Here is a 19,740-nt window from a genome sequence, read left to right as displayed (position 1 = left end):
TCCAAGCAGTTCTTCAGATTTCTCTGCGAGAATGTCCTGCAAGCCCACATGTTCCACGATAAGAAAGTCGATTGTGCGCAAAATACTCTCCATCCTCCTGCCCGCAGCATTGCTCCTGACCGCGTGCAGCGGCGGCGGCGATTCCGGCTCGGACAGCCTGGACGACATTACCGTGAAGTCCGGTGCCGAGGGCGCCGCGCCCACAGTGGACTTCTCCGCGCCGCTGGAACTGCCGGAGTCAACTGCCGAAGTCATCACCGAAGGCAAGGGCGACGGCGCTGCCGACGGCCAGTGGATCCGGTACCGTCTGCTGGCAAAGGACGCCGTCTCCGGCGAGCAGTTGGGCGAGACGTACTCCGGCCCGGTAGACCAGACGGTCGAGCTGAGCGAGGGATTCAAAACGGCTGACCCGGCGTTGTACAACGCCCTGCTCGGCTCCAACCCCGGCAGCGAGATCGCCTACTATGTCCAACCGCCGGAAGCCACCGACTCCTCTGCACCCGCGCAGCACCCGCAACTTCTGTTCCTGACCGTGCAGGACGTCCGGGACAAGGCCGTCAAGGCCGATTCAGCCGAAGTCGCCGAACTGGACAAGGCCGGAAAGCTGCCTGAGGTCACACTCGACAAAAAAGGCGTTCCCTCGGTCAAGATTCCTGAAGGCAACGACGCTCCGGACGACCTCATCGTCAAGGTGATTAAGGAAGGCGACGGTAAGCGGGCCACGGAAAAAAGTACCGTGAAGGCCAATTACGCCGGATGGAACTGGTCCGAGGGCAAGGAGTTCGACTCCAGCTACTCCCGCGGGGAAGCCACCGAGTTCCCTCTTGATGGCGTGATCGAAGGCTGGACCAAGGGCCTGACCGGCCTCAAAGAAGGCACCAAAGTCATGCTGTCCATCCCCACCGAAATGGCCTACGTCCAAGGCCAGGGGGATGCTGTCGGAGACCTCATCTTCTACGTGGAGCTGACCGACGTGAAGTAGCGGAGGCGGCCGGCCGGTACGGTAACGTAGCCGTCGGCAAGCACCGCATATACGTCAAGCAAGAGAGGTTCAGTATGTCTTTTGGCAAGCGCGACTACGACCGCACCAAACCTGAAATCGAGTTTCCCGGGACCGAAACCCCGCAAGACCTGGTGATCGAAGACATCATCGTGGGGGACGGCGCCGAGGCCAAGGCCGGCGACACCGTATCCACCCATTATGTGGGCGTGGCCTGGTCCACCGGCGAAGAGTTCGATGCTTCCTGGAACCGCGGCGCACCGCTGGACTTCCGCGTCGGTGTCGGCCAGGTCATTCAGGGCTGGGACCAGGGCCTGCTGGGCATGAAGGTCGGCGGACGGCGCCGACTGGAAATTCCGGCGCACCTGGCCTACGGAGACCGCGGCGCAGGATCGGCCATCGCGCCGGGCGAGTCGCTGATCTTCGTGGTCGATCTGCTCGGCGTCCGCTAGGTCCTCCTACGGCCTGCCCAGGGGCGGAGCTACGGTGAACGTTAGTCCATCGTTACTCCGCCCTTGGACGTTAACTTCGTTCCACGAGCCGCACAACCAGTAACGTTTCAACTATGTCCGCCTCCAAAACCGAACGACTCCTGAACCTGCTGATCGCGCTGCTGGAACGCCGGCGCGGCTACAGCAAAGAGGAACTGCGCGCGCTGATTCCGCCGTACCAGGAGGCAACTAGCGACGATGCCTTCAACCGCCTGTTCGAGCGGGACAAAGAAGACCTGCGGGAAATGGGCGTACCGGTGGAGACGTTCCCCGACGACACGCTGTACGAAAACGACCAAAGCGGGCTCCGGTACCGAATCGATCGGCACAAGTACCGGTTGCCGGAACTGCAGTTCAGCCCGCAGGAAAGCGCAGTGCTCTCGCTCGCATCACGCTTGTGGCAGCAGGCCTCGCTGGGTTCGGCCGCGGCCCGCGCCGTACGCCGGCTGGACGTACAGGGTGCGTTGGCCGAGGGCGACCCGCTGATCGGCGTGGAGCCGCGCATCCGAACCGCGGAGCCGGCCTTCGAGGCAATGCTCAAGGCAGTGTTGGCGCACACGCCGGTCTCCTTTAATTACCGGTCGCCCCGGGACGGCCAGCCGCAGCAACGGCGGGTCGAGCCGTGGGGACTGGGCAACCGATACGGCCACTGGTACCTGGCCGGCCGGGACCTGGACCGGGATGCGCCGCGCACCTTCCGGCTCTCCCGGGTCACCTCCACGGTCAAGAAGCTGTCCGGGACGTACAACATCCCGGAGGGCTTCACCATGCGTGACGTGCTGGCTGAGCTGCAGGCGCCGCAGGACATTGGCACGGCGGTGCTGCTGCTCCGCCGGGACAAGGCCAATTCGCTGCGGGCGGCCGCTACGGTTGCCGCAACCGTCCGGCCGCCGGAGGGGTGGGATGCGGTGGAACTTGGCTACGGCGATGTGGAAGTGCTGGCCGAAGAAATTGCCTCGCATGGCGCCAACGCGTGGGTGCAGGAGCCGGAGGAACTGCGCGGCGCCGTGGTTCGGCGGCTGGAAGGCGCGCTGGCCGCCGCAGCCGAAGCCCCGCCGTCGTACTCCCTCAAAGAAGACACGTCACGGCCGTTACGGAAGACGGGCTCCTTGGACCACCTTCCGCGGCTGCTGGACTTGGTTTCCTACGTCACCGCCAACCCGGGGGTGCCGCTGGAAGAGACCGCGCAGAAGTTCGAGATCAGCACCACCCAGCTGATCAAGGACCTGAACCTGCTGTTCGTCTGCGGAACTCCCGGTTATGGTCCGGACCAGCTGATCGAAGCCTTCTGGGAAGACGGCACCATCTCCATCAACAACGCCGACGAGATCGACAAGCCGGTGCGGCTGAGCTTGGACGAGGCACTCTCCTTGGTGGTGGGGCTGCAGGCCCTGGAAACCGTGCCCGGGGTCGGGGAGCAGCCCGCCCTGCGCAGCGCGCTCAGCAAACTGCTGGCCGCGGCCGGCGGGGTTGCCGGCCGGCATACTGCGATCGCGGCGGATCTGGCCGCAGAGGAACGCGCGCCCGAAGTGCTCGCGCTGCAGGAAGCCGCGGCCGCGCAGCAGAGCGTGGACATCGACTACCTCGTGCCGTCGCGGGATGAGATGACGAACCGGCGGATCGATCCGCTGCGGGTCTTCGCCGTGGACGGCCACTGGTACACGGAAGCCTGGTGCCACCGCCAGCAGGCCGTGCGCCAGTTCCGCGTGGACCGGATGCGGTCGCTCACCAAGACCGGGGAACATTATGAGCCCCCGGCCGAGCGGAGCAGCGAATTCCCGGACAGCCTGTTCACCCCGCGGGAAACCGACCACACAGTGGTGCTGTGGATCTCCGAGCGCCTGGCCGAACTGGCCGACCAGTACAACGCCCGGCGCCGGGCTGTGCTGCAGGACGGTTCGCTGGCTGCCGAGATCCGTTTGTCCAGCACGGCCGTGCTGCCCGGCCTGGTGGCCCGCAACGGCGGCGAAGTGGTGCTGCTGGAGCCGGCCGACGTGGCGCACCACACCCAGGAATGGCTGCGGCAGGCGCTGGACGTCTACCGCTCGGCCGCGGCTCGCACCGGAAGCTAGAGTAGACAGCATGCCCCTTTGGTTCTGGATTCTGCTTTGGGTTGCCCTCTGTGCGCTGTCACTGGTCTTCATCGGCCTGCTGGGCTGGCGGATCTTCCGCCAGTTCATGCGAACTTTGCGTGAATTCGAGTCGGCGGTGGACCGGCTGGGGAGTGGCCTGCAGACGGAACCACCGCTGCCGGAACCACACCATCCCCGGCTGGCCATCTTCGCCGATCCCGCTGTGCTCAAGGAGGAACACGCCGCGGGCAAGGAGCAGCGCCGCGAACAGCGACGGCAGCGCCGGGTGGCCCGCCGGGCGGCCCGGGGACAGCGGCAGTCGCTGCGCGATCTGCGGCTTTCCTGATCCCGCCATGGCATAAGATGTAGTAGACGAAAGGAACCACGCATGGGACGACTCTTCGATAACCCCTGGACCATTATTATTCTGGTCATCATTGTGCTGCTGCTCTTTGGCGCACCGAAGCTGCCCGGCCTCGCCCGCAGCGTGGGCCAGTCCATGCGCATTTTCAAGTCCGAGGTAAAGCAGATGAAGGACGACGATGCGTCTGCTTCCGCTCCGGACCAGGAGCCGGTCGAGGGCCGTGTGGTCAACCCGCCGCGCAACAACACTGACAACCGCGGCCAGGCGCCGAATGCGAACGGTGGATCCCCATCGCCGCACCAGCAGTAAGGGCCGTGACCGGTAAGAAGGGCCGCAAGGCCAACCCTGAGGGGCGGATGCCGCTCAAGGCCCACCTTAAAGAACTGCGCAACCGGCTCATCATTGCCGGCGTCGCCGTCCTGCTGGGGGCCATTGTCGGCTGGTTCCTCTATGACCCGGTCATGGTGGCCGTCCAACAACCGCTGATGGAAATCTCGGCGGAAAAGGGCCGGCGCGCCGAAATCAACTACGGCAGCGTCGGCTCCCCGTTTGATCTGAAGATCCAGGTCTCCATTTTCCTAGGTTTGTTAATCAGTTCACCGGTCTGGATCTACCAGATCTGGGGCTTCATCACGCCCGGGCTTAAAGCCAAAGAACGCCGCTACACGCTGGGCTTTATGTTCGCTGCCGTGCCGCTTTTCCTGCTCGGGATCTACTTCGGCTGGATCGTGCTCCCGGAAATCGTGAAGGTCCTGACCATGTTTACGCCGCAGGGTGGCGTGAACCAGATCCTGGCCACCGATTACCTGACCTTCGTCATGCGGATGTTCCTGTCGCTCGGCGTCGCGTTCCTTCTTCCGGTGGTCCTGGTAGGCCTGAACTTCGCCGGTCTGTTGTCCGGCCGCCGAGTGATCAAGAGCTGGCGGATCGTGGTGTTTGTGGTCTGCCTGGTCGCGGCAATGGCGGCGCCCGGCCCGGATGCCATGTCCATGTTCCTCTTGGCGGGACCGCTACTGGCGCTGTTCTTCATCGCTACAGGCATCAGTCTGATCAACGACAAACGGCGCGAGAAGCGGCGCGCGGCGCGCGAAGCCGAGATCGCCGGCACCCTTGACCAGGCGACGCCGCTCGACCAACTCGAAGACGATCAGGCCACCCAGCTTGAGCGGCCCACGCCGCTTGACCAGTTGAAAACCGATGAGCGGAAGCCGGACGGCGCCCAATAGTGCCCTGCCGTTCCTCTTCACCGACGGCGCCCACCAGTGGAGCGGGTTTAAACGGATAGTCTTTTGGTATGAGTTCTCCATCCGAACGCTATCTGGCAGCCGCCGAACGGGTGGCCTTCTCCAAGACCCGGTTGTATTCGTTCAGCCAGACTCTCGGATTCGAACTCGATCCGTTCCAGCGCGAGGCTTGCGAGGCGCTGGAACGTGGCCGCGGCGTGCTGGTGGCCGCGCCCACCGGCGCCGGCAAGACCGTTGTCGGGGAGTTTGCGGTCTACATGGCACTGCAGCGGGGGCTGAAGGCTTTCTACACGACGCCGATCAAGGCCTTGAGCAACCAGAAGTACAACGAGCTGGTCGCCACCTACGGAACTGAACGGGTCGGCCTGCTGACCGGCGACACCTCCGTGAACCCTCATGCGGACGTGGTGGTGATGACCACCGAAGTGCTGCGGAACATGCTGTATGCCAACTCCGACACGTTGCTTGACCTGGCCTACGTGGTGATGGACGAGGTCCATTACCTGGCCGACCGCTTCCGTGGTGCCGTGTGGGAAGAGGTGATCATCCACCTGCCTGACGATGTGCAACTGGTCTCCTTGTCGGCGACCGTTTCCAATGCGGAGGAGTTCGGCGCCTGGCTGGACACCGTCCGCGGCGACACCGACGTAGTGGTGTCCGAACACCGGCCGGTGCCGCTGTGGCAGCACGTGATGGTGGGCTCCGACCTGTTCGATCTGTTCGCCGGCGACGTCGCCTTCGATGAATCGGTGCCGGAATCCGGAACCGGCAGCAGCCGGGCCTATGAAGTGAACCCTGAGCTGCTGAAGCTGGCCTCGGCCGAGCACAAGCTCAACCGCAGCGCCAACTGGGGCCGATCCGGCGGACGACGCGGTCGGCGTGCCCCCGAGCCCCCGCGGCAGGCGCTGACCCGGATCCGGCGCGCCAGCCGCCCGCAGGTCATCTCCAAGCTGGACAGCGAAGGGCTGCTGCCAGCCATCACCTTCATTTTCTCCCGCAACGGCTGTGACGCCGCGGTGAAGCAGTGCCTTGAGTCCGGGCTGATTTTGACCACGGAGAAGGAACGCGGCGCCATCGTCCGCCGGGTGGACGAAGCCGTACAGGACATTGCCGAAGAGGACTTGGACGTCCTTGGCTTCTGGACTTGGCGCGAGGGGCTGTCCCGCGGGTTTTCGGCCCACCACGCCGGCATGCTGCCCACGTTCAAGGAAGTGGTGGAGAAGCTTTTCGCCGACGGCTTGGTGCGCGCCGTCTTCGCCACCGAGACGCTGGCGCTGGGCGTCAATATGCCGGCCCGGTCGGTGGTGCTGGAGAAACTGGATAAGTTCAACGGCGAGGCACACGTCGACATCACGGCGGGGGAGTACACGCAGCTGACCGGCCGCGCCGGGCGGCGGGGCATCGACGTCGAAGGCCATGCCGTGGTGCTGTGGCAGCCCGGTACCGACCCGGGGGCGGTGGCTGGCCTGGCTTCGCGGCGAACCTATCCGCTGAATTCCAGTTTCCGGCCCACCTACAACATGAGCATCAACCTGATTGCCCAGTTCGGCCGCGGTCCCGCCCGCGAGATCCTGGAAAGCTCGTTCGCGCAGTTCCAGGCCGACCGCTCGGTGGTCGGCCTGGCCAGGCAGGTCCGCAGCCGGGAAGAATCACTGGCCGGCTACGAACAGGCAATGAGCTGCCATTTGGGCGACTTCACCGAGTACGCGCGGCTGCGCCGGGAACTGAACGACGTCGAGAAGCGCGCCTCCCGCACTCAGTCCCGGCATCTTCGCTCGGCGGCGGCAACGTCGCTGGACCGGCTGCGCCGCGGCGACATCATCGACATCTCGGCCGGACGGAGCCTGGGCTACGCGGTGGTGCTGGACCGGGACGAATCAGCCCGCGAACCCCGCCCGACGGTACTGACGCAGGAAAAGCACATCCGGCGCATCTCGGTTGACGATTTCCAAGGCCCAGTGGAGGTCCTTTCCAGCATCCGCATTCCCAAGACGTTCAATGCGCGCAGCCCCAAGGAACGCCGCGATCTGGCCTCCTCGCTGCGCAATGCCCTGCATGACAAGCGTCCTCCGCGGCGCGGAACCGAGCACCGGGACTTTGTTGTGCCCGGCGGGCAACAGGCCGAGCGCCAGATCAACGACCTGCGCCGCAAGCTCAAGGCCCATCCTTGCCACGGCTGCAGCGACCGTGAGGACCATGCCCGCTGGGCCGAGCGGTGGTGGAATCTCCGCAAGGAGACCGACCAGCTCGTCTCGCAGATCCAGGGCCGGACCAACACCATCGCCAAGACCTTCGACCGCGTTTGCCAAGTACTGGACAGCTACGGCTATCTGGAGACCGGCGGCGACGGCGTGGCCATCAGCCCGGCAGGAGAACGCCTCCGGCGGATTTACGGCGACCGCGACCTGTTGGTGGCGCTCTGTTTGGAACAGGACGCCTTCGTGGGGCTCACCGCCGCAGAACTGGCAGCCTTCGTCTCCTGCCTGGTCTACCAGGCAAAGCGTGAAGAGGCCGGCATCCGGCCCAAGATGCCCTCGCCGGGGATGGAAGCTGCGGTCACCATCGCCGTGCGCGAATGGTCGCAGCTGACCGACCTTGAGGAACAGCACCGGTTGCCGCTAAGCGGGGAGCCGGAGCTGGGTCTCGTCTGGCCGATGTACAAGTGGGCGAGCGGCCGCTCCCTGCAGACTGCGCTCAAGGGAACGGATTTGGCTGCCGGCGACTTTGTCCGGTGGGCCAAGCAGGTGATCGACCTGCTGGACCAGCTGGTCAAGGTTCCTCACATCGATTCACAGCTCGCGGCGCGCGGCAGGCAGGCCATCGGCCAGGTCCGCCGCGGCGTCGTTGCGTACGCTGCCGTGGCCGAATAGCCCGGCCCTCGCTGCACCACCGAAAGGATCCCCATGAGTAAATCCGCCCTGCCCGCCGCTACTGGTCTCACGATGTACCGCAATGGAAGCGTCTACAGTGCCGCCGACCCGTACGCCACCGCGATGCTCGTCGACGGCGGCGCCGTGGCGTGGATCGGCTCCGAGCACGCCGCCACGTCCATCGCGGACAGCACCATGCGGATCGTCGATCTGGGCGGACGGCTGGTGGCCCCCGGGTTCGTGGATTCGCATGCGCACGTGACCCAGACCGGCCTCGCCTTGTTCTCGCTGGAGCTATCCGGCTGTGCATCGCTGGGGGAACTGCTCGACGCCGTCGCGGCCGCTGCCCGACAGAACGCCGCGCCCGTGCTGGGTCACGGCTGGGACGAAACCCAGTGGCCGGAGAACCGTGCACCGAGCGCTGCCGAACTGGACCGTGCCGCGCAGGGGGCAGAGGTATTCCTGACCCGGGTGGATGTCCATTCCGCAGTCGTCTCCGCTGCACTGGCGGCGCGGCTGGCCTTAGCAGAGCTGCCCGGCTGGACCGGCGACGGCACCATCAGCGGGCCGGCTCTGGAACGAGCCAGGCACGCCGTGCAGACCCCTGATGCCAGCAGGCGGGAAGAACTCCAGCGCAGGGCTTTGCAGCACGCTGCTTCCCGCGGATACGTCGCGCTGACGGAAATGGCCGCACCGCAGTTGGGACCTGCCGAGGACCTGCTGGGCTTGCTCGCGCTGAGCGATGCGGAACCCGGGCCCAGGATCCTGCCGTATTGGGGAGAGCTGATGACCTCCTCCGCCCAGGTCAGCGAAACCATGGAGCGCTTTTCCGGGCGCCTGCGCGGGCTTGGCGGCGACCTGACCATGGACGGCTCAATCGGATCCCATTCCGCGGCGGTCAGTGCCGGGTACGCTGACAGGTCCGGAGAACATGGGTCGCTGTACCTGGAGACCGAGGCAGCTGCGCGGCATCTGGAGTTGACGGCAGGAGCAGGCATCCAACCCGGGTTTCACGTCATTGGCGACGCCGCCCTCCTCCGGGTGCTCGATGCCTTGGATCTGGCCGCAGGACGCATCGGACAGGCTGCGGTGCGATCTGCCCGCCCGCGTCTGGAGCACCTGGAAATGCTGCCCGACGGCGCCCTGGAGCGGTTGCTGCAACACGGGGTGACGGCCAGCATGCAGCCGCTCTTTGACGCGTATTGGGGCGGCGCCGAGGGCATGTATGCCACCCGGCTTGGAGCCGAGGCGGCACTGGCGATGAACGCCGTGGGAACTTTGCAGACCGCCGGCGTCCCCGTTGCCATCGGTTCCGACGCCCCCGTGACAGAACAAAGCCCGTGGGCCACCGTGAAGGCTTGTCTGGAGCACCACAATCGCGGCGAGCAAATGTCCGCACGGGCAGCGTTCCTGGCGCACACGCGCGCAGGCTGGCGGGCCGCAGGGGAGCGCAACCCAATGGAGGGGCAGTTGGCTCCGGGGACGCCGGCTACCTTCGCCATCTGGGACGCTGAAGAGTTGTCCATCCAGACGCCGGACTCGCGGGTGTCCGCTTGGAGCACGGACGCGCGCGCGGGAACCCCGATGCTCCCGTCGCTGGACAACGGCACATTGCCGGAATGTGTCCGGACTGTGGTGAACGGAATAACCCTTCACGACGCGCTTTAGAGGCCGAGGCGATAAGTTGGTGCCTGGACAGGGAACACGAAAATCTGAATGAAATGTTTAATTTCTGCTCAAGAAGCCCTGCTCTGACGTGCACGTTTGGACAAAACCGCAGGTCAGAGCGGTATTGACACTTCGAACATAGCCAGTAGGCTGAACTCTCAGTGGGCCGGTATTTCTTCGCGGATTCCGGCCCGTGCCGGGGAGAGTGGCAGCTGGCGGTATCCCGCTTCTGTGCGGTTACTCCCTTTGCCCCTTGACGAACCGGCACTTCCAGGGTAGGTCCGCATGTCAGTAGAAAACATGTCTGCGTTCCCCTGTAGGTTTGCTTTCGTGGCCCGAAGGCATGCGGACCTACCCGCCCCCTTCCTCCCGGCTCCGGCTCTCGGCTCCGGCTCTCGGCTCCGGCCGCAGGGGCGTCCTGCCACCTGCCCGGCCGGGCGATGGCCTATACTGGACCGTCGACGTGGGAGCCCACCGGGCATCTGGCGCGTCATGAAATCTGCGGTTTGCAGCACAACGTTCGAAAGGCCACTGAGTGCGGGTCGTCACCATCATCCCGACGTACAACGAGATTGAGTCCCTCCCGAAGACAGTAGCCCGCCTCCGCTCCGCCGAACCCGGCTCCGACATCCTGGTGGTCGACGACAATTCCCCCGACGGCACCGGCGCCCTCGCCGACCGGATGGCCGCTGAGGATTCCGCCATCCACGTACTCCACAGAGAAGGCAAAGCCGGCCTGGGCGCAGCCTACATCGCCGGCTTCCGCTGGGGCCTCGACGCCGGCTACGACGTGTTGGTGGAGATGGACGCCGACGGCTCCCATCAACCAGAGGAACTGGACCGGTTGCTGTCCGCGCTGCACGAGGGCGCCGACATGGCTAAGGGCTCCCGGTGGATCTCCGGGGGGAAGGTGGTCAACTGGCCGATCCACCGCAAAGCCATCTCCTTGGCCGGCAGCCTGTACTCGCGTCTCATGCTGGGCGTGACCATCCGCGACATCACCGGCGGTTACAACGCCTTCAAGGCCCAGACCCTGCGCACCATCGATCTTGCTGCGGTCGAATCTGTTGGTTACTGCTTCCAGATCGATCTGACCTGGCAGACCTTGAAGGCCGGACTGGCGGTCCGCGAAGTGCCCATCACCTTTGTTGAACGCGAGTACGGCGACTCAAAAATGAGCGGTGCGATTGTGGCCGAGTCGATTGTCCTGGTGACCAAGTGGGGGATTGCCGACAAGTGGCGCAGGCTTCGCGCCAAGCGGGCCTGATCCGCGCAGACGCAATAGAAGGGAGCAACCCGGATGCCGGGTTGCTCCCTTCTATTTTTAGAACTTTAGAGTCAGAGCCTTAAGCAGTGCGCCGTTCCCCGCGGCGTTCGCGGAGCTTGGTCAGGCGGTCTTCGAGAATCTGTTCGAGTTCCTCGACGCTGCGGCGTTCCAAAAGCATGTCCCAATGGGTGCGCACCGGCTTGGCATTCGGGTCAACGGGCCTTTCTCCATTGACGAGGAGTGCTTCCTTGCCGGACTTGGAGACCCAGACTGCGGGGATCTCGGCCTCTGCAGCGAAAGTGACGAACACCTGCTCGCCATCCTCGCAACGGTACTCAACGCGCTGGCGCGGAGCCGGCTCAACACCGGATTCAGTCTCCATACTCTGCGCTCCGAGGCGCATACCCCGCAGGCTACGATCGCTCATGATCTCTCCCTCTTGTCTTGTGGCGGACCTGGTGGTTGCACTACGTCCGCGATGGCTCGCTAACACCCTCAACGTTGGCGGGCGGCCGTCTGTTCCCGGTCGCAGATGATAATGCCAATCTGCTCCACGTCAAGGATGGTTATGAGCGGCAACTTCCCGGCAAACCACCCATTATAGTCCGCATCGGTGTTTCCGGTTAACCGAACAGGCAGCCCCGGGGGGCCCGGACTAGCGCACACCCCGGGCTCCCGGTTCTGGCCTTGTTGCCGCCCCGGGACCTAGGCGCGCGGCTCAGCGTCGGCCGTGGAAACGGCCGGTGCGCCGCTCTCCGGCGCCGCGGCGCCCAGCACGCTGCCAATGCCCTTGAGCGCTTCGCCGACCTCGCTGGGGATGATCCAGAGCTTGTTCGATTCGCCTTCGGCAAGCTTGGGGAGCGTCTGCAGGTACTGGTAGGCCAGCAGTTTTTGAGTGGGGTTGCCCTTGTGGATAGCGTCGAACACCTTTTGGATGGCCTGGGCTTCGCCATCGGCCCGCAGGATGGCCGCCTTGGCATCGCCTTCAGCCGCAAGGATGGCCGCCTGGCGCTGACCCTCGGCGGTCAAGATTTGGGACTGCTTGGTGCCTTCGGCGGTCAGGATGGCCGCACGGCGGTCGCGCTCGGCCCGCATCTGCTTTTCCATCGAATCCTGGATGGAGTGGGGCGGATCAATCGCCTTGAGTTCCACGCGCGAAACGCGGATGCCCCAGCGGCCGGTGGCTTCGTCCAGGACTCCGCGCAGCTGGCCGTTAATCTGGTCACGGGAAGTGAGCGCCTCTTCCAGATTCAAGCCGCCGACCACGTTGCGCAGGGTGGTGGTGGTCAGCTGTTCAACGGCCTGGATATAGTTGGCGATCTCGTAGGTCGCAGCACGGGCATCGGTGACTTGGAAATAGACCACGGTGTCGATGGAGACCACGAGGTTGTCTTCGGTGATCACCGGCTGCGGCGGGAAGGACACAACCTGTTCGCGCAGATCCAGCAGCGGCAGCAGCCGGTCCACGAAGGGGATCAGGATGGTTAGTCCGGGGTTCAAGGTGCGCTGGTACTTGCCCAGACGCTCCACGACGCCGGCGCGTGCCTGGGGGATGATCCGTACGGCCCGGACCAGTACGATCACGACGAACAAGATCAGGACCAGCAGCACGATCCAGATTGCGAGATTGCTATCCATAGTTCCCCTCTAAGAGTGGTGTCAGTGGCTCGCCGCGCCGGAATCCAGTCCGGCGCGGGTTTACTGGGCCGGGAGCGGCCCGTCTGCGCGGTGCGGTGTCACGACGGCGGTAGCGCCCTCGATCCGGGCCACCGAAACGCGCTGGCCTGCCGGAATGGCTGATCCGTCCGCAGACCTGGCAGTCCAGGTGTCGCCGCCGATCTTGACCACGCCGGAGTGGTCGGTGACGGATTCGAGCGTCATGGCCGATTCGCCGATCAGCCGGTCCACGTTTGTGGCCAGGTCCCGCGGCCCACTGCGTAGATGTCGCAGCGCGACCGGCCGCACGAAAAGCACCATCAGCAGGGCGACAACACAGAAGACGACCACCTGAAGCCAGAAAGGCAGTCCGAGCAGGGCTCCGAACAAAGCAACCAGCGCGCCGGAGGACATCATGATGAAGAACAGGTCCAGCGTCATCATTTCGACGATGGCCAGAATCAGAAACACGACCAGCCAGAGTACCCAGCTGTTAGCGACAATCCATTCGATCATCAGCACTCCCTGATGTTGGAGCAGCCGCCGTGTCCTCAGCCTGCATCGTGCCACGCAGGCCCCCACCGCGAGCTGCTGCTGCCCTTGATACCTCCATCATGCCCGACGGCGGGACGCTGCGCCGTGAATTTCGCCACTTACGTGCGGTATTGGGTGTATCGTGGCCAAGTTGTGACCGGAACGGCGGCGCCCGGCGGGTCAAGGCGTCCTGCTGGATAGGATGGTGCGGTGCCATATACCGCGCCCTGCCGCGCATCTGAGAGCCCGCCATGCAGTCCGTCCTGACCAGCAACCGGCTGGCACTCAGGACACTGCGCCTGTTTGCCGGACTCTTCGCCTATGGCATCGCCATCGCGCTGATGATCCGCGGCAATCTCGGCTCCGCGCCATGGGACGTGCTGAGCCAAGGCATTGCCCGCGCCACGGGCATGAGCTTTGGCTGGGCGACGGTGGCAATCAGCGCGCTCGTGCTGCTGCTGTGGCTCCCGCTGCGGCAGAAGCCGGGTGCGGGCACCATCGCCAATGCACTGCTGGTCGGCTTTTTCGCCGACATCGGCCTGCTGGTCATTCCGCACTGGCATCACCTCGCCGCGCAGGTGCTGTCGTTCGGTTCAGGCTTGCTGCTGCTGGCAGCCGCAAGCGCCCTGTACATCGGGGCCGGACTTGGACCCGGACCTCGCGACGGCCTGATGACCGGCCTGCATGCAGTCACCGGGTGGCAGGTCTGGATTGTCAGGACGGGAATCGAAGCGGCGGTGACCCTGGCAGGCTGGCTGCTCGGCGGCGTCGTCGGGCTCGGCACGCTGGTCTTCGTCCTGGCCATCGGACCCCTGATCCAACTGTTCCTGAAGTGGATGTTCGTTGACCTGACCCCTGGCGCTCGAAAGCAGACCTGCGCCGATCCCGTCCGCGACTAACTCGACGGCACGCGGTTGCGTGCCTAGCCGCGGCGCCGATACGTCGTCACGGTAAAACGACCGGTCACCGGCAGCTGCCCATCGGCTGCCCCTGCGGCCGCGGCGGCACGGACTTTTTCCGCGTCGACATGGTGGGCGTTAGGCCCCATCATGACCAGCCGCACCATATCCTCGGCGCCCAGCCGAAGCGGCACCTGGAGTGCCGACGATTCGACTTCGGCGAATGAATCGCCCAACGTTTCGCCCAGCCGCTCCGACTTGTCGGTATCGACCGCCAACAGCGGTACCACTGCGCGCAGTTCGTCCAGGTGCCCCGGCGCGGCAGTGGCCACCACCAGATACCCGCCCGGTTTGAGCACCCTGGCGAACTCGGCCGGATTCCGAGGCGCAAAGACGTTCAGGATCAGGTCGGTGCTGCCCGCGGCCAGCGGCAGCGGCTTCCACAGGTCCCAGACCACGCACAAGGCGTTCGGCACGGCCCGGGCAGCCCGGCGCAGCGCGAACTTGGACAGATCCAGCGCCAGTGCCCGGCCGCCGGGCAGGTTTCGCAGCACGGCCTCGAGGTAGTACCCGGTGCCCGCACCGGCGTCCAGCAGCACCGGAGCCGGCGTTCCGGCCAGCAGCGTGCCGGCGGTCGCGGCCAACTGCCGGGCCAGCGGAGCGTAATGCCCGGCACCCAGGAAGGCGTCGCGGGCGGCCACCATCTCGGCGGTATCCGGGATGAACCGGGTGCCGCGGCCGGTGAGCATGTTGACGTAGCCCTGCCGGGCGCCGTCGTACTGGTGGCCTGCCGCACACCGGAGGCCCTGGGCCGGAAACTGCCCGGCGGCTTCCAGCTGTTCGCCGCAAACCGGGCAAAGCATCAGCGCAATCAGATCCAAGGGGTGTTCGGCGGAGGGCATGCTCCATCCTAGGCAAAGCGGTGAGCGCTGGCTGGCTCCCGCTCGGCGATGAGACTAGGCTCACAAGCGTGCGATCTGAAGACATTGCTTTATTTAATTCGTTGTCCGCCCCGACACTCCATCCGGACGGTAGCCGCGCGGCTGTTGCCGTCACGCATCCGGACTTTGCCTCGGACAGCTATGTAGGGCAATTGTGGGAAGTTCCCCTTGCTGACGGCGGTGCCTCGCGCCGCCTGTCCCGCGGCTTTAGGGACACCGCCCCGGCCTACTCTCCCGACGGCGGTTCGCTGGCTTTCCTGCGGGCGGCGGGACCGGGGGAGCCGCCGCAGTTGATGGTGGTGGACAGCCGCGGCGGAGAGCCAGTGGCCGTCACCGAGCAGAAACTGGGTGTCTCGGCTTTCGTCTGGGCGCCGGACTCCGGCCGCTTGGTCTTCGCCGCCCGCGTCGCGGCGGAGGGTCGGTACGGCACGGTGGATGGCGTGGGCCCCGGCGCCGAGGACGCCCGGCTGGTCACCGGCTTCAAGTACCGGATGAACGGCGCCGGCTATACCGGTGACAAGCGCAGCCACTTGTTCATCGTGGACGCCCCGGATCTGCAGGCCGAACCGACGGTTGCGCCGGTGGGCCGGGCGCGGAAGGCCACCGAGGATGCCGGCGCAGAGTTCTCCGCTGTGGCCCCGGCCCGGCAGCTCACCAACGCGGACGCCGACCACGACAGCCCGGCTTTCAGCCCTGACGGCCGGACGCTCTACTTCACCGCTGCCCTCCACGACAGTGCCGACGAGGATCTGCGACGCGACGTGTATGCCCTGGAACCGGAGGCCTCCGGCGGTCAGCGGCGGCTCATGTCCAATCTGTCCGGCGAGACGCTGAGCACCGGCGCCCCGCGGCCGAGTGACGACGGCGCCTGGCTGTTCTACCTGGGCAGTTCGATCGGCAGCGGGACCGACTTCGTCGCCCGGAACACCGCACTGTATGTGGCTCCCGTCCACGCTCCGCAGGACGTGCGGCGGCTGACCGATCCGGAGACCTTGGACCTGGCCGAGGGCGGGCTGGTCTCCGCCGGGCCGGAGTCAGTGCTGGCCGTGAACCGGCACCGGGGTGCGGCGCAACTGCTGGAAGTCTCGGCCGCCGGCGGCGTCAAGATGTTGGTCGACGGGCCGCTGAACGTCGCGGCGGCCGCCCGCGCCGCCGGCCGGACCGTGGTCAGTTTTTCCGACGCCGGGACGGCAGGGGACCTGGGACTGGTGTCCGGCGCAGGCTTGTCCCGATTGACCGATTTCTCCGCCGCCTTGCGCGGCACCGGCATTGGCGAACCGCGCGAGGAGGTCTTTGCCTCCGCGGACGGCTACCCGGTGCACGGCTGGGTGCTGCTGCCCGAAGGCGACGGGCCGCATCCCGTGCTGCTGAACATCCACGGCGGGCCGTTCGCACAGTACGGCTGGGAGGTGTTCGATGAAGCGCAGGTCTATGCCCAGGCGGGCTACGCCGTCGTGATGTGCAATCCGCGCGGTTCCGCCGGTTACGGACAGACGCACGGCCGGGCGATCAAGGGCGCCATGGGGACGGTCGATATGGCGGATGTGCTGGCGTTCCTGGAAGGAGCCGTCGGAAAGTACCCACAGCTGGACGGGAAGCGGCAGGGCGTCATGGGCGGCTCCTACGGCGGCTATCTGACCGCGTGGACGGTGTCCCAGGACCATCGCTTCGCCGCGGCAATCGTGGAGCGCGGCTATCTGGACCCGCCGTCGTTCGTGGGGTCTTCAGACATCGGCTGGTTCTTCTCCGACGAATACACCGGCAGCGATCCGGACCAGGTCCGCGGCCAGAATCCGTTTGCCCAGCTGGATGCGGTGCGCACCCCGGTGTTCGTCATCCACTCCGAAGAGGACCTGCGCTGTCCGTTGGAACAGGCCCAGCGCTACTACGTGGGACTGAAGCAGCGCGGCATCCCCACCCAGCTGCTGATCTTCCCCGGCGAGAACCATGAGTTGTCGCGTGCCGGCACCCCGTGGCACCGGAAGCAGCGCTTCGACGAGATCCTGCGGTGGTAGGCAACCTACCTTCCAACCCAGCAGAACAACGACGGCGAGGCCGCGGCCGTCGCCGGGGCGGAAGCCGCTGCTCGGACGTAGTGCCGCCTCCGGCTCGGGCGCCGGCTAGAAGTTCAAGCCGGCGCGTGCCCGATCAATCGTTGGCTGCGCCCAGTAGCGGACGTATTCGGCGTTGCCGCAGAGCGAGCGGGGCAGCATTTTGTCCACGTAGATGGTGCCGGACAGATGGTCCGTCTCGTGCTGCACGATCCTGGCCTGCCAGCCGGTGAAGTTTTCGCGCCGGTGGCCGCCGTCGGGCTGGTCGTAGTCCAGCTCCACGCTTCTGTGCCGTTCCACCACGCCTTGGTATCCGGCGAAGGACAGGCATCCCTCGTAGAAGGCCGCCGTTTCCTCGCCGATGGCGCGGTAGGAGGGATTGATGATCGCGAAGTAGGGGAGTGGGGCGCGCTGACGGGCTTCGGCCACCTCAGGCCCCGCGTCGAACGTGTCTTCAAGGACCGCAATCCGCAGCGGGACGCCGATTTGCGGAGCGGCCAGTCCGACCCCGGGGGCAGCGCGCATGGTCCCGCGCATCAGCTCCAACAGGGCGCTGAGGTCGGCTGCGTCCAGTTGCCCGTCGAACACCGCGGCCGGGCGGCGGAGCACCGGGTCGCCGATTTGCAGGATGGGGGCAGGTTCGCCGGAGCCGGCCAAAGCCTGGACTAGATCGCGCAGTTGCTCTGCAGAGTAGTCGGTCACAGCTGTCAGTTTAGGCGGTGGCACGACGCCGCTAGGCGCCCGGCGCAGGCCGCCGCCGCAGGCCGCCGCCGGCCGTCACCCCGTCTGGCCCCTAGCGGCACAGGCTTCGGTGATGAAACGGTACACCGCCCGGTCAAAGTCGTGCCCGGCGTTCAGCCGCAGGATGCCGTGCCGGCTCCCGGTTGTTACGGTCACGGGAATCTTGGTGCCCAGCTTGTCCTCGGTGAGGGCATGCCGGTCGCAGCGCATCGGCACGATGTGCAGGCTCAGGCGGGACGCCGGCTCCGTTCCGTGCACGCGGAGGTTCCTGGGCCACGCATGCTTGGCGTCCTCGTCCAGCAGCGTGGTGGTGCCAATAGACTCGATGACCATTGAATCCTCCCCGCCGGACGGCTGCACATCTATTCCAACGACTGCCGAGCCACTGCCTGGCAACACTTCCAGCGTCCGGTCAATCCGGAGTTCTGCCACCGCAGCTGCAGCCTGCGCCAAGCAGTCGTCGGAGTGGTTGCGGAAGAGGACGTTGTGCGGATCGCTGGCCTGGACTTGCACTGTGCTCAGCCCTGACGGCTCACTGTCCATCGTCACCGTTATCCGATGTGCCGCAGCCTCGGCTGGCTGCCCGGCCGAGCACTTCGCTGGCGGCAGCTCCGCCGGAAGGCTGACCGTTGAGCCGGCCGAGACCCTGGTCCCGCCGATGCGTGTGGGCTTCCAGTCCGCAGCTCCGTCGTACAGCGGTGAATGCAGGCTGGCTGACGTCACGAGCAAGGGCTCTCGGGAAATGTTGGTGATCAGCAGGTTGACCACACGGTCCGTGTAGTGAGCGCGGCCTTGGTCCACGGCTGCGGACACGGGATGGTTGGCCGCCGGGGTGGCGGGGGACAGGTCCGCGGGTGCGCGGGTACATGCAGTCAGCAAGGCTGCCGCTGTCAACAGCAACACCGAACAACTCCAGTTCCTCCGGCTGCCGTGATCCATGCCACTAAGGTAGTACCAACTCCGGTGGACTTGGTCCTGGCCAGCAGCGAAAGGGCAACTTGTGGACGAACGACTCATGCTCCTTGACACTGCATCGCTGTATTTCCGGGCCTTCCACGCCTTGCCCGACTCGATCAAGGCCAAGAACGGCACACCGGTGAACGCCGTGCGCGGGCTGCTCGACATTGTGGCCCGGCTGGTCACCGACTACCGGCCCACCCACCTGGTTGCCTGCTGGGACAACGACTGGCGTCCCTCCTGGCGGGTGGAGCTGATTCCGACCTACAAACGCCACCGCGTTGCCTCCACCGTGCCGGGCGGCATCGACGTCGAAGAGACTCCGCCGGGACTGGTGGCCCAATTGCCGTTGATCCGCGAGGTGCTCGCCGCACTCGAACTCGCCGTCGTCGGAGCTGACCATCATGAGGCCGACGACGTGATCGGCAGCCTGGCAGCCCAAGCCGAGGTTCCCGTCGACATCGTGACCGGGGACCGGGACCTGTTCCAACTGGTGGACGACGAACGGGACGTCCGCGTGATCTACACCGCACGGGGCATGAGCAATCTGGAGGTCCTGACGGACGTCTCTGTAGTGCGCAAGTACGGCGTGCTGCCTGTCCAGTACGCGGACTTCGCCACGCTGCGCGGAGACACCTCCGACGGCCTTCCCGGGGTGTCCGGCATCGGCGACAAGACGGCGGCAGGGCTGCTGAAGGACTATGGCAGCTTGGACGGGATCGTCGCTGCGGCAGCAGACCCGAAGGCCCCCATGTCCGCGCGCTTCCGGGCCAAGATTGCCGAGTCCGCCGACTACCTCAAGGTCGCGCCCACCGTTGTCAACGTAATCCGGGACCTGGACCTCGGAAGCTTTGACGGCCGTCTCAGGGCACCGGACAGCGGCCACGCGGAACGGCTCGACCGGCTGGCCGACGACTTGAACATCAGCGGACCGCTGGTCCGCGCACGCAAAGCGTTGGCGGCAGTCGGCGAGACCTCCGCCTGA

The 19,740-nt window shown here is 65.8% G+C and carries 18 protein-coding genes; 12 read left to right on the top strand and 6 right to left on the bottom strand.

Annotated elements, in window-relative coordinates; genetic code table 11:
- The first annotated feature begins 73 nt into the window (after positions 1-73).
- The 9 genes from AC5RW2_RS04815 (at position 74) to AC5RW2_RS04775 (ending at position 10,976) form a co-directional block, all read left to right on the top strand.
- Complete coding sequence (locus AC5RW2_RS04815) at positions 74-982, top strand: FKBP-type peptidyl-prolyl cis-trans isomerase (protein ID WP_493962065.1); 909 nt, start codon at positions 74-76, stop codon at positions 980-982.
- 74 nt (positions 983-1,056) lie between these two features.
- Positions 1,057-1,452 (top strand): FKBP-type peptidyl-prolyl cis-trans isomerase, encoded by a 396-nt coding sequence (locus AC5RW2_RS04810; RefSeq protein WP_136786737.1) that lies wholly within the window; start codon positions 1,057-1,059, stop codon positions 1,450-1,452.
- A gap of 113 nt (positions 1,453-1,565) precedes the next feature.
- On the top strand, positions 1,566-3,563 hold the full coding sequence (locus AC5RW2_RS04805; protein WP_493962066.1) for a helix-turn-helix transcriptional regulator: 1,998 nt from the start codon (positions 1,566-1,568) through the stop codon (positions 3,561-3,563).
- A 10-nt stretch (positions 3,564-3,573) separates the two neighbouring features.
- Positions 3,574-3,909, top strand: a complete 336-nt coding sequence (locus AC5RW2_RS04800; RefSeq protein ID WP_493962067.1) for a hypothetical protein — start codon at positions 3,574-3,576, stop codon at positions 3,907-3,909.
- 42 nt (positions 3,910-3,951) lie between these two features.
- Positions 3,952-4,236: a Sec-independent protein translocase subunit TatA gene (gene tatA, locus AC5RW2_RS04795; RefSeq protein ID WP_493950494.1), complete on the top strand. Its 285-nt coding sequence runs from the start codon at positions 3,952-3,954 to the stop codon at positions 4,234-4,236.
- A gap of 47 nt (positions 4,237-4,283) precedes the next feature.
- Positions 4,284-5,153, top strand: a complete 870-nt coding sequence (tatC, locus tag AC5RW2_RS04790) for a twin-arginine translocase subunit TatC (RefSeq protein WP_493962290.1) — start codon at positions 4,284-4,286, stop codon at positions 5,151-5,153.
- Positions 5,154-5,221: 68 nt separating this feature from the next.
- Entirely contained in the window at positions 5,222-8,041 is a 2,820-nt protein-coding gene (locus AC5RW2_RS04785) for a DEAD/DEAH box helicase (protein ID WP_493962068.1), read from the top strand.
- 33 nt (positions 8,042-8,074) lie between these two features.
- On the top strand, positions 8,075-9,709 hold the full coding sequence (locus tag AC5RW2_RS04780) for an amidohydrolase (protein WP_493962069.1): 1,635 nt from the start codon (positions 8,075-8,077) through the stop codon (positions 9,707-9,709).
- 535 nt (positions 9,710-10,244) lie between these two features.
- Positions 10,245-10,976, top strand: coding sequence for a polyprenol monophosphomannose synthase (locus tag AC5RW2_RS04775; protein WP_493962070.1), 732 nt, complete (start codon positions 10,245-10,247; stop codon positions 10,974-10,976).
- 79 nt (positions 10,977-11,055) lie between these two features.
- Here AC5RW2_RS04775 and AC5RW2_RS04770 read toward each other — a convergent pair whose 3' ends face one another.
- From AC5RW2_RS04770 to AC5RW2_RS04760, 3 genes are all read right to left on the bottom strand, one after another.
- The gene (locus AC5RW2_RS04770) at positions 11,056-11,403 is read right to left on the bottom strand and encodes an RNA polymerase-binding protein RbpA (protein WP_127512581.1); all 348 of its coding nucleotides are present in this window, start codon (positions 11,401-11,403) and stop codon (positions 11,056-11,058) included.
- A 278-nt stretch (positions 11,404-11,681) separates the two neighbouring features.
- A complete protein-coding gene (locus tag AC5RW2_RS04765; protein WP_493962071.1) occupies positions 11,682-12,614 on the bottom strand; it encodes an SPFH domain-containing protein in 933 nt (310 codons plus the stop codon).
- A gap of 60 nt (positions 12,615-12,674) precedes the next feature.
- A complete protein-coding gene (locus tag AC5RW2_RS04760; protein ID WP_493939046.1) occupies positions 12,675-13,148 on the bottom strand; it encodes an NfeD family protein in 474 nt (157 codons plus the stop codon).
- Positions 13,149-13,417: 269 nt separating this feature from the next.
- Here AC5RW2_RS04760 and yczE point away from each other — a divergent pair, with 269 nt between their 5' ends.
- Positions 13,418-14,065, top strand: a complete 648-nt coding sequence (gene yczE / locus AC5RW2_RS04755) for a membrane protein YczE (protein ID WP_493962072.1) — start codon at positions 13,418-13,420, stop codon at positions 14,063-14,065.
- 23 nt (positions 14,066-14,088) lie between these two features.
- Here the strand turns inward: yczE and AC5RW2_RS04750 are convergent, their stop codons facing one another.
- Entirely contained in the window at positions 14,089-14,967 is an 879-nt protein-coding gene (locus AC5RW2_RS04750) for a methyltransferase domain-containing protein (RefSeq protein ID WP_493962073.1), read from the bottom strand.
- Positions 14,968-15,035: 68 nt separating this feature from the next.
- Between AC5RW2_RS04750 and AC5RW2_RS04745 the strand changes: the two genes are divergently transcribed.
- Positions 15,036-17,021: a S9 family peptidase gene (locus AC5RW2_RS04745; RefSeq protein ID WP_493962074.1), complete on the top strand. Its 1,986-nt coding sequence runs from the start codon at positions 15,036-15,038 to the stop codon at positions 17,019-17,021.
- Between the two features lie 105 nt (positions 17,022-17,126).
- Here the strand turns inward: AC5RW2_RS04745 and AC5RW2_RS04740 are convergent, their stop codons facing one another.
- Together AC5RW2_RS04740 and AC5RW2_RS04735 are read right to left on the bottom strand one after the other, a co-directional pair.
- Complete coding sequence (locus tag AC5RW2_RS04740; RefSeq protein ID WP_493962075.1) at positions 17,127-17,759, bottom strand: peptide deformylase; 633 nt, start codon at positions 17,757-17,759, stop codon at positions 17,127-17,129.
- A 75-nt stretch (positions 17,760-17,834) separates the two neighbouring features.
- Complete coding sequence (locus AC5RW2_RS04735; RefSeq protein WP_493962076.1) at positions 17,835-18,701, bottom strand: hypothetical protein; 867 nt, start codon at positions 18,699-18,701, stop codon at positions 17,835-17,837.
- 112 nt (positions 18,702-18,813) lie between these two features.
- On the opposite strand from AC5RW2_RS04735, the gene AC5RW2_RS04730 reads away from it, so the two are divergent.
- The gene (locus AC5RW2_RS04730) at positions 18,814-19,740 is read left to right on the top strand and encodes a 5'-3' exonuclease (protein ID WP_493962077.1); all 927 of its coding nucleotides are present in this window, start codon (positions 18,814-18,816) and stop codon (positions 19,738-19,740) included.

It is taken from the genome of Arthrobacter sp. B0316-1-20 (genome assembly GCF_059091865.1).
Note: the sequence above shows the minus strand (reverse complement) of the source record. Positions and strands in the feature narration are given on the sequence as shown.